Below are 12,555 nucleotides of genomic sequence, written 5' to 3'. Positions count from 1 at the left end.
CAGCCTGACACACCACCGCAGGAGCTGAGGAGCATCACCTACGACGTCACCCCCCGCGAAGCCTCCGAACTCGACGCTCTCAGAAAAGACCAGGAGGACGGGGCCACCACCAGGTACGGGATCCTCCGACCTGGAACAACCCCGCACATCCTCGACGGCGCCGTCGGGCTCGGCACCCGTTGCGGAGCCATTGTCGACCTGTACCTGCCCGCCCGTGACGCCACCAACGCCTGCAAGAAGTGCACCAAGAAAAAGCCCTGATGACCGGTTTCGCCGCCCTGCACCCCAGTTCCGACCACAAAACCGCGACCGCCTGGCAGGTCGCCGGATGGTACGCCACTGAGGCCCTGTAACTGCTTGGGTGTGCGGAGCGTCGCCGCGGTGATGACCGTCAGGCTCACCACCAGCATCTACATGTCCACCGCGCGCCATCCGGTACGCACCGGGCACCCGGCCAGCGCGCACTCGGTCATCGCCGATTAAGGCGACGGCCACGTCGTTGAGCACTTCCCGTCCCCGGCGGACCGCCAGTAGCCCCTCGTCGAGCGCGCCAAGCAATTCTTCGGCTCCTCGGGCGACGTCCCAGCCATCGTCCTCGACGAGCCCGGCGGCGCCTACCCGCCGACTGGCCACCTCATGCCGGTGTGCTGGACGTACGCCCTCCAACCACCCACATCCTCCTACGAAAGCGAGTATGCATGCCCGCCACCACGATCGTTTCCTCCGGCGGCGCTCTGCGCCTGTACGACGACTCGGTCCAGACCTTTGACCGGCTCCCCGTCGCGACGTACACGATCCAGTTCTCGACGATGCTCGGCTACAGCCTCCACGAGACCGAGCCCCTGTCCCCGGGCGACGAGGCCATCTACGGCGACCACGCCGCGCGCGTGGGCCGGATCGCCACCGGTTACGCCGCGATGGGCCGCTCGCTCGGCGTCATTCTCTCCGGCGACAAGGGCATGGGCAAGTCGCTGATGATCCGTATGCTCGCCGAGAAGATGCGCGAGGAGTACGAGCTGCCGACAGTCCTCGTCCAGCATTCGACACCCGGCCTTGCCTCCTTCCTCGATGAGCTCGGCGAATGCCTCGTGGTCTTCGATGAGTTCGAGAAGGTCTTCGCGCCGGTCGATGATGACGAGGCCCCGCAGGACCAGTTCCTCTCGCTCTTCGACGGCCTCTCAACGACGAAGCGTCTCTACGTGCTCTCGGTCAACTCGCTCCATCGCACGAGCGACTACATGCTCAACCGGCCGGGCCGATTCCACTACCACATGCGCTTCGCCTACCCGGAGCCCGAGACCGTCGCCGAGTACCTGCGCGACCAGGTGCCCGGGATCGCCGAGGAGGCGGTCTCCGCGGTCGTCGAGTTCTCGCGCAAGATCGATCTCAACTTCGACCACCTGCGCGCCATCGCCTTCGAGCTGAGACTGGGAGAGGACTTCGCCGCGATCATCGGCGACCTCAACATCAAGCGCACCAGCCTTCGCGGCCGCGATCCCGTCCACGCGGTCATCTCCTGGCCCGACGGCGACACCGATGAGATCGAGGGCGAGCTCGACCTCTTCGACTCCGACGCGCTGCAGTCGATCCAGTGCTGGCGCTTGGACCTCGAGCTGCGCCTGCGGATGCGCAACGCCCTTCCCACCCCGGACGGCTACGTACTGCCCGCCGGTGCCTTCGAACTCATCGACACGCGCACCGACCAGGAGCGCGCTGAGGCCGGTGAGGACCGCAAGGGGTCCGACCTCGCGGGCGCGGCGGTGCTGCTCCGGCGGCCACCGAAGCCCTCCATCGACTTCTAGTGCGCAGTCGCCCAACTCGACCAGTCCCCGTTACTCAGGAGTCGCCCCGTGCTTCCGGGCGCCGACTCGCTCATCGTTCTCGTGGCGAAGCCGGACGGCCGCTACTCCCAGGTCCACCGGTAGTTGCGCGGTGCCGGGTTCTACGTGATCGGCGCGCACGGCATCGCCGGTGAGACCGGCTTCCACGGCTTTGTGGAGGACGCGGTCATGCACGCCTTACCACCACTACTCGTCGCCCGAAGGGGCGACCCCGGAACGCACGGACGCCGCTGGTCCCATCCCCCAACAGGACCAGCGGCGTCAGTGTCGACCGCCCAGGCCGGAAGCGAAGTAGAGACCCGTGTCCGGCCTGGGCGCGCTTGCCCCACCCGACGAATCAGGAAGGCAGCAGTACCAATGTACGAGAACAACCCGCTGTGCGAAACCGCTTCGGTCCAGACGCAGCCCGAGGCGCGAGGGCATGACTTCCTCCCGTCGAACCTCGCCGACATCCCCGGCAAGTTCGATCAGGAGGAGCTGGCCCAGCCCGACACTGTCATCCACCTGCACTATTCGGCGCCCCTCGCTGACTGGTGGGTGGCCGAGGTCTGGCAGGACCGCGACACGCAGAAGTGGATGGCCTACGGATACTGGCGTCCCGCTCCTGACGCTGCGACGCTGTGGGATTCCTTCTGTCTCACCGACCTGGAGCGCCTGGTCATCCCCACGACCACCGACTCCGCCCTCCAGGTCGGCAACGTCAGCGCCGTCGCGGCCCCGCGGCTGATGGTGAGGCGCGACCTGGAGTGGACCCCCGCCCCCGCTCACGAGGTTGTCCCCGGTGTGGAACCGGAGGAGCGCCGTGTCTGAACTGTCCCCCGCACACCTGCACGTGCCAGCACTGCCTCCGACTGTCTTCGGTGACGGACACGAGTGGATGGAGAACCTGCGGTTCGGCTGGAAACCCGTGCCCACCTGGGGACTCGGCATGTGGGGCCTCGGCGAGTGGCCGCAGGTCATCGTCGTCCACCTCAACGACAAGCGGCACGGCGTCTACGCGGTGGCTACCTACACCGAAGGCGACATCACCTGCCAGGTGTTCACCGACCGCGCCGAGCGCAACGCCGCGACCGACGAGATCGCGGCCAAGCACTGGAGGCTTGCCGGGGAAGGGCCGTTCGACCTGCCTCCTGAGGGCAAGCCGCTGCTGGCCCATCACAGGGGTCCCTTCACCTGGGGCCGATACCACGCGGAGAAGGACCAGCTTCCCGAGCCGAAGGAGGACGACCAATGAGCGGCGCACCTCGTCTGGCCGCGTACTGCTCAATCTGCAGGGGCCAGCTCGTTACGGTTGAGCACCACAAGGGCACGGAAGTCTCCTGGGAGTACCACCACACCTACGAGGCTGACCACGAACCCGAGCCTGCTCCGGCCGAGGGCGGCGCCCTCTGCGACTTCTGCGGAGGCCGCGACCCGCTGTGGACCTTCACCACGCGCATGCTCTTCGCCATGCACGACCAGACGGGCGACGACTCGGTCACCCGAGCCGACGACGGCGTCTGGAACGCCTGCGGGCTGTGCAAGCGCTTGGTAGTCGAGCGTGACCTCACTGGCTTGGTCAAGCGTGCCAACAGGAACACAGCTGAGCGGTTCCCCACCGCCGACGCGGAGTTCATCGAGATCGCCAACGAAGACCTGCGCGACTTCCTTGAAGGCTTCTTCAGGGCCAAGCCCGGTAAGCCCAAGCGCATCAAGAAGGACAAGCGGTGAAGGCGACAGCGGTGTCCAAGGTCCTCTTCGACCTTGCAACCGACCGGGTGACGCTCGGCCTCACCGGTGAAGACGGTGATATCGAGATCACCGTCTCCCTGGCAAGCATCCCGGCCCTGGCTGCCTCCCTCTTCTATGACGGCGAGCTGGCCGTGCACGTGAACACCGATACTGCTGGCCTCGCGCTCGCGTGCCTAAACCGGGTGCGCGAGGTCCATGGCCACCTCTGACCTCATCCCTAACGGCCCCGGTCATGTCGCGCGCGTGATCGGGGCCACCCCACGAGGAGAACGCACACCATGGTCAAGACCAGCAACGACCAGCTACCCGTGAAGCCCAAACGCATCCGCGTGGTGTTCACCGTCGAGGCTCCCGCTGACCGTTGGCAGACCGAGGAGCTGAAGACGCTGATCGCGGTGGCCATCACCGAATCCGTGCCCGAGGAAGTGCCCGAGGCGAAGATCCACTGGCATTCGCTCGGCGGTTCCAAACCCGAAGTCGTGGAGACGGCTGAGATGTACGGGCGCTCGGTTCGGCGTCAGATGGAGCTGGACGCGAACGACTACTGGTCCTGATGGGACCCATTGGCCCCGTCCGCGAGGAGACCTCCTTGTTGGGCGGAACATCTCAGTCCTGGCCTTTCTGACGAACCTCCGCCCATCACCCGCCCAGCTGACCCCGTGCGGGGTGGGTGGGACGGAGAGAGCCGTCGACCACGTCACCGAGCGCGCACCAGCTGACCGCGACTTGACGGGCGCTGCTCTGACAGCGCCCCCGATCCCAGGAGCCGCCTGTGGCACCGAGCCCCGACTCGCTCATCGCTCTCGCGGCGACCCTCCTCGCCTTCATCCCGCTCGCCCTCATCGCCCACGCGATCGGCCGACGCCGCAGGTGGCGCGACCCCCAGCGTCTGTTCACCTGGGAGCAGAAGAAGACCCTCCTCGCCCGAGCCCGCTGGCGCTGCGAGCACAAGCACCCGCTGTGGCCGCGCTGCCGGGCGGTAACCGGGCTCCAGGCCGACCACATCGTCCCGTGGAGCAGGGGAGGGGCGACCGCGCTCGGGAACGGGGCCGCTCTCTGCCAGCGGCACAACGCCCGCAAGTCGAACCGCATGCCGTCGCCTCTCTACCGGTGGCGACTGCGCCAGCGAAGGAGGAAGTACTCATGACCAACGGAGATGACTCGCAGTTCATCAGGACGAGCGGCGCTCATGGCTTCGCCCACATCGTCCACGCTGCAGGGGATCGAATCACCGGCAAGCTCGACTACGCCACCGAGGCCTACGTCACCGATGGCGGGACGTACATCCTCGCCTCGACGACCATGATCAACGACGACGAGCGCCCCCACGACCTCGTCGCCGTCCTGCCACTACCCATCGAGGACACCCGAGTCGTCGTCCTGCGTCCGACCGTCAACCCTGACCTCGTCGACGCGCTGCGTGAAGAGCTCGTCCCGCAGGACGACGACTCGAGGACCGCCACTCTCCGCCTCGAGTTCGAGGACTCCGAGGCGTTGGGTCACGCCCTTGACCACATCGGCGACCCCGATACCCGGTGATGATCACCGCCGTCGTCGATGACCAGACCCCCGAGTTGCGGGACCACTTCGACGCCTCCCCGAGCTCGCCTCTCACCGACAAGGAAGGCTGACATGCCAGAGCCCACTGCGTACGCCCACGATCAGATCACCGCGGCCCTCAACCGAGCTGTCGAGGACATCGCCGATGCCGCGAGCCTGCCAGAGGAAGGCACGATCGACGCACTCAACCTCCTGATCAACGCCGCGGCCCACTACCTCGAGCATCCCAACGACGGGCTCGCCGAGGCGGTCGAGGCGAGCTACGACGCCACCTTCGACGAGGTCCTCGGCTGGATCTCGTCCTGATCGGTCCAGCCGGCCCCCGCGATTCGATCGGGGAGACGGCCGCTGCCGGGCCGAAGGGATTACCGACACCGCCCCCGAAATAGGGTCCCACGCGGCCGGAAGCGGCCCCCGGGGGGCGGGAATCGTTTCGGTGGGGCGAAGGCATAGGCCGTGACGACATTAGAAGGAAGCGGGCGAAGCAGAAACGCCTTCCGCAAAACCGAGCGAAGGAGGATCCCATGTGCGACACCGAAGCCGTGGTGTGCAGCTGCGTCTATGAATTCATCGAGGCCGGATTCGGTCCGCAGATGCCCGAGCCTTCTGCACCGCAGCAGCGCCCCCTCGACATCCCTCGGCGGCTGATGGGCGTGGGCGACGTGCTCATCCTCGGCGACCCCTGGGGTGACAGCGGTCACGAGGAATGGGAGATCGTCCACATCACCCCCGACCACGCCTACTACGAGCACAGCGAGGTCGATCCGCAGGCGCACCCCAGTAACAACCACGTCCACCGGTTTCGCCGCGACGACCGCCCGATCCGCACGCTGAGCCCGAAACTCACCGGCTACTACAACATCCACGCCCCGGGCAATTCACTGGCCACCGAAGGCCTTGGGCACGCGCACTCCTCGCCTGAATAGAAGCAAAATCTACGTTAGAAATTCCGGGGTCCGACCGTCCCCGACCTCACACGAATAAACCACGATGCCTCCTCTCAGCGCCCCCAGCTCACCGCACTGGTCAGTGCCGATGCCACCGCACGCCTGGGAGTAGGCCGTCCCAACACCCCGCGCAGCCTGCGAAGCGCCGGGCTGGCCCCCAGATGCGCGACGACTAGGACCGGCCCATGCGCCCACCTGTGAGCACCAGTCGTCACTTTCACTTCCGCCGCCCCTCCCCCTGATGGGGCCTCACGGCGGGGTTCGCCTCCCCAGGACTACACCCGTGCTCTGCGCGGAGTCCGCCTCGAACAGCTCGACATCCTCCACAACGCCGACTTCGCCACGACCCCCCAGTTCTAAGACCCCACCAACCGAACGGAGATCCCTGTGAGTACCAAGGCCGAGCGCGCCGCCCTGATCGAGATGGCCCTCAAGGAGTGGGGCGTCGTCGTGGAAATCCTCACCGAACAAGGCGAGGTCTGGCCGTACACCGATCCCACACGATGGGGGGCGGGGTTGACCGGCGCGATGGAGCGCGTCAAGGCCTTAACCGAGGCCTGCGCCGTCATCGGCGCCGACGACGCCCGCGACACCGGGCGTCTGGCCGACCTCTACGACCGCACCCACGGTCGCCACTAACCCCCCACGGTGTCGGGGGCGCGTCCACCATCGTGCCCCGACACCGGTTCGCTCCCTGAGGAAAGGCCAACCCCATGTGCTCGAAGTACGGCGGCACCCCCGAAGTTCGCTACGTGCCCGGCGACTTCGCCGGCGCAACCCCCCGCAAGGTCCACGTCGTTGAAGAGCGCGGAGACCGCATACTGATCTGCTGGATCTCCTACCCCGCCACCGGCGCTACTCAGGAAGTGGGCGCCTCCTCGGTGTACACCGACTTCACCGCCGCCCGGCGTGCCGACTGACCCCACGGACAAACCCCCAACCCCCAAGCAGGCACGCCCCATCCCGAACCAACACCAGGGGGCGCCGTGTACACCACGCGCAAGCGCAGTGGAATCGGGCAGCGGTTCGGACGAAGTACGAGTGCGCCTGCCAGAACCGTGAGCGCTACTGGGGCCAGTTCTTCGCTGCCCGCACGCTATCTGAGCAGCGCCGCTACGCGCCGCACTGCGTCATCTACCCGACGAAGGCCGCACCGTGCACCCCACCCCGGGTCGCCTGCAAGAGCTGGCCGATCCCGGTGCGGAGTAGCCCAGGACGCTCAGGATAGGCCCGTGCCGTGAATAAATGCACAATCTGCACAAGGAAGAGTCGATGTGAGCACTTTCGCCACCCCCCGTGACCTGATGCTTTCCCTGATTGCGCACCGGATGAGGACAAGCCTCGAAAACCGGTGGATGGACACCTCGATCGAGGACCTGCCCTGGTGCGGCGGCTGTCGCATCGACATCGACCTCATCACCGGCCAGTGCGAGTGCTGGGACGACAACACCGACGCACCTCTCACCCACTGGCCCAGCCGGGCGAAGGGCGCCAACACCCCGCCTTACTCCCAGCCCATGCATGACCGTTGACCCCTGGCCACCGTCGCATCCGGAGGACAGAGCTGGGAGCCGCATCCAGCACCCCACCAGGATCGAACAGGAGAACACGACATGGTTGATGCCGATTCCGAACTCGTCCATCGCATCAGCTCCGAGCTCGGGCTCGGGGCCGAGCAGCTGACCCTGCTGACAATCCTGCTCGACCCCGCCAACGACCCGTATGAGTCGGCGATGAGTGCCCAAGACATGCTCGACGGGTTGGAGGCCTTCACCGGCGACGAACCTTCGGAGGCGCGCGCCGTCGCCGAGCGCCTGCGAGCCCACCACAACCGCGCCCAGGGCCGGACGGGTGCCCTCGAGTTCGAGTTCGTCTGCGACGGCGAAGGAAGCATCGATGGTGCCAACATCATGACCGCGCTGGGCAGCTCCGGTACCTGGTTGGCTACCAGCGAGGACAGGAAGCGCTTCTTCGCCGACCGCTACGAGCTGACCGGCCTGCCCGCTGCCCTCAAGCTCGCTGAGAACATCACCGACGAGTACGAACGCCTGATGGAGATCGCCTCGCGCGTCGCACTCACCGAGGCACCCGGTCGGCCCACGACCCTGTCCAAACTGCCCGACGGCCTCTACGCCTCTGGCGAGCACACCTGGCAGAAGACCGGTGCTGACTGGAGCCCCGTCCTCGAGCCCGGCCAGAGCCCGGACGAGGTGCCGACCGGGCCGGATCCCCACGGCCTCAAGCGAGTCCAGTGGGTGCACTCACCGGTCAACGCCGTCACCGACGACTGATCTATCAACAAGAGGGTTCTGAAGCCCGCCAACGATTTCGCGCCTGTGGCCGGACCATCTGCCAGGGCAGTACCAACTCGGCAAAGTCCTCGATGAGACCGACGAGGTCAACGGTCGTATCACCGATTCGCAACGGATCGAGGCCGTCCAGTACGCCCGCACTCTCTGACCGACCGGGCCCGGGGGTCAACGCCCCCGGGCCGGCCTCAACCCACCGGAGTCACGATGAGCAAGGTCAAGCTCGCCGCAGCTGGACAACGCCCCCTCTTCCCCCTGGAGACCTTATGACCCGCGACCCTGACCACTACCCCCGCCGTGGCCGTGTCTTCGGTGGCCGGGCTGTGCACGCCCTCCCCGCGAAGGGCCGCCTCGACCCCCGGTGTCTGGGGATGCGCCGGATCATCGCCAACGCCGCGTGCCGAAAGGAGTTCAACCTGACCCGGGATCGGGATACCCTCCTCTCCCCGGATACCCCAGTGTCGTGTGTGACGTGCCGTCGGGCCCTGGGACTAGCCAGTGCTCCACACGTGGGAGACCCCACCCGTGTGACCCTCGCCCCTGCCACGGTGACCGCCGTACAGTACACCGGCCCCGACGCGGCCGAGGAGATCCGCGCCCTGGCCGAAGCCAGCACCGACAGGCGTCCCGCGTTCCTTCCCCCGCTGAGCTTCGTGCAGGCCCGCGTGTACCTGGACGACCAACGGTGCATGGTGCTTATCCCAAAAGGGCACTGGCTGGTAATGGTCCCGTCTGGGTCCCTGGTGGTGCTGTCCTCGGGCGCCTTGTCCAGCATCCTCCCCACCAGCGTCGGGGAGTCCTGATACGCACCACGATCCGCCGCGCCCGCAAACCCCGCCAGTGTTCCTCGCCTGCCCCTGCTTCGCCCCGCCCCGAAAGGACACCCGGTGAAGAAGGACCCCACACCAACGCCACCCTGTATGTCTGGCCACCCCGCCACTGACACGTGATGCTCTCCGGCCGCCGATGGCACTGCACGTGGTGGAACGGCGACGACTGGACCTCCGAGGCTCACCCAACCCTCTGAGCGGAAGCCGTCAGCGGCGTTCCGCACCACACCACCCGCAGCGCTGGCTACGAATCCTGAGGAGCACTACATGTTTCGCCCCGGCGATCGTGTCCGCACCACCATCACCCTCACCTCCGCCCCGAGCTTCCCACCCGAACACGCCATCCCTGCGGGCTCGCTCGGCACCATCACCAGCATCAGCGACCGCGGCGAGTACACCGTCGTGATCGACGACCACTTCTACACCAAAGGCCTGAACTTCTCCGCGGACGAGATCGAGGTCATCTGATGCCCATCCACCCAATAGGTCACTGAATGGATGGAGGGGGGCGATGCGCGAGGGTGAGATCGAGGTCATCGACGCTGATGGGGGGGAGCGGCAGCCGAGCAGGTCGTCGGGCAGAGGAGCCCGAGGCGGCGGCTGCTTCTACATCGGCCGCTGACCGCCGTGATCGTCGTCGCGTTCGCGTGGCGTCTGCTACGTGGTGGTGCGCACCGACCTGCTTGCCCCACTCCTAGCCTGCGTCCCTCCAGCCAAGACCTTCGTGGCCTATGCATCGAGGATGCCCAGGTGTGCTTGGAGAGCCGTCATCGTCTTCTTTCTGTCCAATCTCGGCATTCTCGTGATCTTCGAAGAGGGTCTGGGGTGAGGTTCTGATACTCTGCAACGCCCGTTTCATCGTCGGCCTCTGTGTATTTGCTGGCGTCTCCGCCGCAGGTGTGATCGCCTGGGTCACCGGCTTCTTCTCCCGCCTCGCCGTCGGCGTCGCCGACTTCTGGGGCCGACTCCTGGCTTCCATCGACGGTGACCTCCTGACTGCTGTCGGAACCTGTGCCGCGATGCTCGCCATCATCCTCGTCGTCATCATGGCTTTCACGAACAACTGAGCCCGCCCAGAGCGGGTAGGAGCCCCGAGGGATCATCCCTCGGGGCTCCGTTTTTCTATCTGCAGGCTGAATGGCTCCCCCGACCCTCACGCCGTCGTGAATTGTTATTCCATCTCCGGCCCCAGATCGCTGGTCTGCCTGTCCCGGTACGACACCGACTCGACCCGCACCTCGCCGTCATCTCCCGTGATCACGCGATCCTTCCTGTTGTCGAAGGCCTCCTGTTCCTTGATTCGATGAGCGGCCTGGAGCCGGGCCTGTACGTTCATCTGCCCGAACTCCATCATCGAGCTCAGCGACTGCTTCGACCCCGTCTTCATCGCCCCCTGCCGCCGCTGCATCGCCTGGCGCTGCTGGTCCCACCGCACCCGGTCGTCGAGCTTGACATAGCCGAACATCTCGGCGAACTTCGAACCCCGCGGCTCGTTGTGCTGCTGCATCGCATCTTCCGACATCTCTCCCGCCTCTCCGCTCGCGCTTTATCCCCCGACCCCTCAGACCGGCTGGGGATTCTCATGAGCGGCGTCGTAGTCCCGGGCCGACTCATACGCCGGGCCCCCGTCGGCCCCGGCGTAGTACCGTCGCGGTTTCGCCTTCATGGCGATAAGGAAGGCCTGCGGGTTGTCTGCGGCGTCCTTGAGCACCGCCTTCCAGTCGGGGCCGAACTGCTCGTGCATGAGGTCCTTGACCTCCGGGCACTGCTCGGCGACCTCGTCCATGGCGTTGGCGTAGGCCATCGAGTACGCCGCCCGCTGGGCCTCGGGCTCGACGCCGTCGACGGTCATCGTCGCCATCATCACCCCGGATTGCTCGACGGCCATGCGCACGCCGGCGGGGGCCCCGCGCAGGTCCATGCCCTGCCTGCGTCCGGCAAAGCCAGCCATGTACCCGATGGCCATCTCCCGAAAACGCTTGCCGTCGGCCCTGCCGTCCTTCATGTCCTTGCCCACCGCGTCGGCGAACGAGATCCGCATCGTCTCGGTGATCGCCGAGCTGTGCTCATCGTGCGTCATCGGCGGGCGCAGGGAGAAGGTCGCCTCGCGCGGCATTCTGGCCCCGATGTGGTTCGCCCAATGCCCGCGCCACTGCTCCTCCCGGGCCCCGGTGACCCCATCGATGCGGTAGTCCTTGATGATCCGTCCATGGGCGGCGCCCTTGATCATCGTCCAGAGCTCCGGCTCGTGCTCCATCCGTACCCCAACCATCGTCTTGACCCGATCGACGATGTCCTGGCGCTCGAGGCCGTCGTCCTCGAACTGGGCCCACAGATGCGAGCGCAGCTTCTTGTAGGACTCGTAGACCTCCTGCGATTCCGTCGCCGGGTCCCGCATCTGGACGAAGGCGTTCTCCATCAGACCCAGCTCCGTCAGCGCCGCCGCCTCCGGAGTGTAGAGCTGCCGCCGGCCGCGCTCACGATAGAGCAGGTCGTCATAGCGCTTGCGCCACTTCCTCGACAGCTGAGCGCGCGCATCGGTCGAGCCGACCAGTCGTGCCCTCTTCTCCTCGTCAACGACCCCGCTGAAGAAGTCCCGGCGGCGCTCGATACCCTTCTCGACCGCGCCGACTCTCGAGCGGGTCTTGGTGTCGATGCGGTCCTGGATCTTCTCCCTGAGCCGGTCGAGGTGCGGGCGGGTCTGCTCGCGGAAGTCCTCCGACAGCAGCGTCATCGACGTCATCATCCCCACGGCCTGGATGATCGAGTTGGTATTGACCCCGCGCGAGAGCGGGCGCAGGCAGCCCTGCACCATCATCTGCACGTAGACCTGGTGCATGGCGTCGAGCCGCTTGGCCGCCTTCTCCTCCGTGAAGCCGGGCACGAAGATCTGCGAGCGCCTGAGCGAGTCGAGGTACTCCTCGCCAGCCAGCCTCGCCTCGCTGCGCAGCTTGAGCAGCTGCGCGCGCTTGCTCGCCTCCGGGTCGTCGGTCGCCGCCCGTTCCTCGTCCCTGGCCCGCTGCTCCTCGTGATCGACGATCGTGGCCTGCACGCTCTCGCTGAAGAACTCTCGCGCCTTCCTCCTGCTCTCCTCCCACGCGCGGCGGGCCCTCTGCCGGGTCGTCGGCCGCTCCTCGGTGAACTCGGCGTCGATCGGCTCCTCTTCGGCCGGCCTCGGCCACGGTGGGTAGCCCGCCCCGGTCTCCAGGGGCGGCTGCGCCCTGGCCCTCTCGGCCGTCCACTCGTCGGCGTCGATCTGCCCCTGCCCGTCTACGGCCATGGGCGTGCGGCCCACTGGCACCGTCTCCACGTCTCCCAGGCGCTTGCGCTCGCTCAT

General features: G+C 66.8%; 19 protein-coding genes. 17 read left to right on the top strand and 2 right to left on the bottom strand.

Annotated elements, in window-relative coordinates; translation table 11 throughout:
• Positions 1-698 precede the first annotated feature (698 nt).
• The 17 genes from HGB44_RS02535 to HGB44_RS02455 all read left to right on the top strand — a co-directional run bounded on the left by HGB44_RS02535 (position 699) and on the right by HGB44_RS02455 (position 10,285).
• Entirely contained in the window at positions 699-1,802 is a 1,104-nt protein-coding gene (locus HGB44_RS02535; protein WP_061080004.1) for an AAA family ATPase, read from the top strand.
• 396 nt (positions 1,803-2,198) lie between these two features.
• Entirely contained in the window at positions 2,199-2,651 is a 453-nt protein-coding gene (locus HGB44_RS02530; RefSeq protein WP_061080005.1) for a hypothetical protein, read from the top strand.
• Positions 2,644-3,075: a hypothetical protein gene (locus HGB44_RS02525; RefSeq protein ID WP_168443900.1), complete on the top strand. Its 432-nt coding sequence runs from the start codon at positions 2,644-2,646 to the stop codon at positions 3,073-3,075. Before HGB44_RS02530 ends, HGB44_RS02525 begins: the two co-directional genes overlap by 8 nt.
• The gene (locus HGB44_RS02520; RefSeq protein WP_061080007.1) at positions 3,072-3,551 is read left to right on the top strand and encodes a hypothetical protein; all 480 of its coding nucleotides are present in this window, start codon (positions 3,072-3,074) and stop codon (positions 3,549-3,551) included. The genes HGB44_RS02525 and HGB44_RS02520 overlap by 4 nt, the downstream gene beginning before the upstream one ends.
• Entirely contained in the window at positions 3,548-3,781 is a 234-nt protein-coding gene (locus HGB44_RS02515) for a hypothetical protein (protein ID WP_061080008.1), read from the top strand. The genes HGB44_RS02520 and HGB44_RS02515 overlap by 4 nt, the downstream gene beginning before the upstream one ends.
• A 69-nt stretch (positions 3,782-3,850) precedes the next feature.
• Entirely contained in the window at positions 3,851-4,126 is a 276-nt protein-coding gene (locus HGB44_RS02510) for a hypothetical protein (protein WP_061080009.1), read from the top strand.
• Between the two features lie 218 nt (positions 4,127-4,344).
• On the top strand, positions 4,345-4,719 hold the full coding sequence (locus tag HGB44_RS32620) for an HNH endonuclease (protein WP_061080010.1): 375 nt from the start codon (positions 4,345-4,347) through the stop codon (positions 4,717-4,719).
• On the top strand, positions 4,716-5,111 hold the full coding sequence (locus HGB44_RS02500; RefSeq protein ID WP_061080011.1) for a hypothetical protein: 396 nt from the start codon (positions 4,716-4,718) through the stop codon (positions 5,109-5,111). The genes HGB44_RS32620 and HGB44_RS02500 overlap by 4 nt, the downstream gene beginning before the upstream one ends.
• A gap of 93 nt (positions 5,112-5,204) precedes the next feature.
• On the top strand, positions 5,205-5,438 hold the full coding sequence (locus HGB44_RS02495) for a hypothetical protein (RefSeq protein WP_061080012.1): 234 nt from the start codon (positions 5,205-5,207) through the stop codon (positions 5,436-5,438).
• A 218-nt stretch (positions 5,439-5,656) separates the two neighbouring features.
• A complete protein-coding gene (locus tag HGB44_RS02490; protein WP_061080013.1) occupies positions 5,657-6,058 on the top strand; it encodes a hypothetical protein in 402 nt (133 codons plus the stop codon).
• Positions 6,059-6,466: 408 nt separating this feature from the next.
• A complete protein-coding gene (locus tag HGB44_RS02485) occupies positions 6,467-6,718 on the top strand; it encodes a hypothetical protein (RefSeq protein WP_061080014.1) in 252 nt (83 codons plus the stop codon).
• A 74-nt stretch (positions 6,719-6,792) separates the two neighbouring features.
• Positions 6,793-6,999 (top strand): hypothetical protein, encoded by a 207-nt coding sequence (locus HGB44_RS02480; RefSeq protein WP_061080015.1) that lies wholly within the window; start codon positions 6,793-6,795, stop codon positions 6,997-6,999.
• A 435-nt stretch (positions 7,000-7,434) separates the two neighbouring features.
• Entirely contained in the window at positions 7,435-7,611 is a 177-nt protein-coding gene (locus HGB44_RS02475; RefSeq protein WP_168443899.1) for a hypothetical protein, read from the top strand.
• A gap of 81 nt (positions 7,612-7,692) precedes the next feature.
• The gene (locus tag HGB44_RS02470) at positions 7,693-8,370 is read left to right on the top strand and encodes a hypothetical protein (protein WP_061080017.1); all 678 of its coding nucleotides are present in this window, start codon (positions 7,693-7,695) and stop codon (positions 8,368-8,370) included.
• 566 nt (positions 8,371-8,936) lie between these two features.
• Entirely contained in the window at positions 8,937-9,191 is a 255-nt protein-coding gene (locus HGB44_RS02465; RefSeq protein WP_168443898.1) for a hypothetical protein, read from the top strand.
• Positions 9,192-9,485: 294 nt separating this feature from the next.
• Positions 9,486-9,686, top strand: a complete 201-nt coding sequence (locus HGB44_RS02460; RefSeq protein WP_061080019.1) for a hypothetical protein — start codon at positions 9,486-9,488, stop codon at positions 9,684-9,686.
• A gap of 431 nt (positions 9,687-10,117) precedes the next feature.
• A complete protein-coding gene (locus tag HGB44_RS02455; RefSeq protein WP_168443897.1) occupies positions 10,118-10,285 on the top strand; it encodes a hypothetical protein in 168 nt (55 codons plus the stop codon).
• Between the two features lie 104 nt (positions 10,286-10,389).
• On the opposite strand, the gene HGB44_RS02450 is transcribed toward HGB44_RS02455, so the two are convergent.
• A complete protein-coding gene (locus HGB44_RS02450) occupies positions 10,390-10,725 on the bottom strand; it encodes a hypothetical protein (RefSeq protein WP_168443896.1) in 336 nt (111 codons plus the stop codon).
• A 54-nt stretch (positions 10,726-10,779) separates the two neighbouring features.
• The gene (locus HGB44_RS02445; protein ID WP_061080021.1) at positions 10,780-12,555 is read right to left on the bottom strand and encodes a hypothetical protein; all 1,776 of its coding nucleotides are present in this window, start codon (positions 12,553-12,555) and stop codon (positions 10,780-10,782) included.

The sequence above is a fragment of the Nocardiopsis alborubida genome, assembly GCF_012396365.1.
Classification (GTDB): domain Bacteria; phylum Actinomycetota; class Actinomycetes; order Streptosporangiales; family Streptosporangiaceae; genus Nocardiopsis; species Nocardiopsis alborubida.
Note: the sequence above shows the minus strand (reverse complement) of the source record. Positions and strands in the feature narration are given on the sequence as shown.

Bases quoted from the DNA above. Each gene is read 5' to 3' on its own strand.
- HGB44_RS02510 (WP_061080009.1), top strand. From the start codon at position 3,851: ATGGTCAAGACCAGCAACGACCAGCTACCCGTGAAGCCCAAACGCATC.
- HGB44_RS02475 (WP_168443899.1), top strand. From the start codon at position 7,435: ATGGACACCTCGATCGAGGACCTGCCCTGGTGCGGCGGCTGTCGCATC.
- HGB44_RS02530 (WP_061080005.1), top strand. From the start codon at position 2,199: ATGTACGAGAACAACCCGCTGTGCGAAACCGCTTCGGTCCAGACGCAG.
- HGB44_RS02460 (WP_061080019.1), top strand. From the start codon at position 9,486: ATGTTTCGCCCCGGCGATCGTGTCCGCACCACCATCACCCTCACCTCC.
- HGB44_RS02535 (WP_061080004.1), top strand. From the start codon at position 699: ATGCCCGCCACCACGATCGTTTCCTCCGGCGGCGCTCTGCGCCTGTAC.
- HGB44_RS02445 (WP_061080021.1), bottom strand. From the start codon at position 12,555: ATGAGCGAGCGCAAGCGCCTGGGAGACGTGGAGACGGTGCCAGTGGGC.
- HGB44_RS02495 (WP_061080012.1), top strand. From the start codon at position 5,205: ATGCCAGAGCCCACTGCGTACGCCCACGATCAGATCACCGCGGCCCTC.
- HGB44_RS02480 (WP_061080015.1), top strand. From the start codon at position 6,793: ATGTGCTCGAAGTACGGCGGCACCCCCGAAGTTCGCTACGTGCCCGGC.
- HGB44_RS02520 (WP_061080007.1), top strand. From the start codon at position 3,072: ATGAGCGGCGCACCTCGTCTGGCCGCGTACTGCTCAATCTGCAGGGGC.
- HGB44_RS02490 (WP_061080013.1), top strand. From the start codon at position 5,657: ATGTGCGACACCGAAGCCGTGGTGTGCAGCTGCGTCTATGAATTCATC.
- HGB44_RS02450 (WP_168443896.1), bottom strand. From the start codon at position 10,725: ATGCAGCAGCACAACGAGCCGCGGGGTTCGAAGTTCGCCGAGATGTTC.
- HGB44_RS02500 (WP_061080011.1), top strand. From the start codon at position 4,716: ATGACCAACGGAGATGACTCGCAGTTCATCAGGACGAGCGGCGCTCAT.
- HGB44_RS02470 (WP_061080017.1), top strand. From the start codon at position 7,693: ATGGTTGATGCCGATTCCGAACTCGTCCATCGCATCAGCTCCGAGCTC.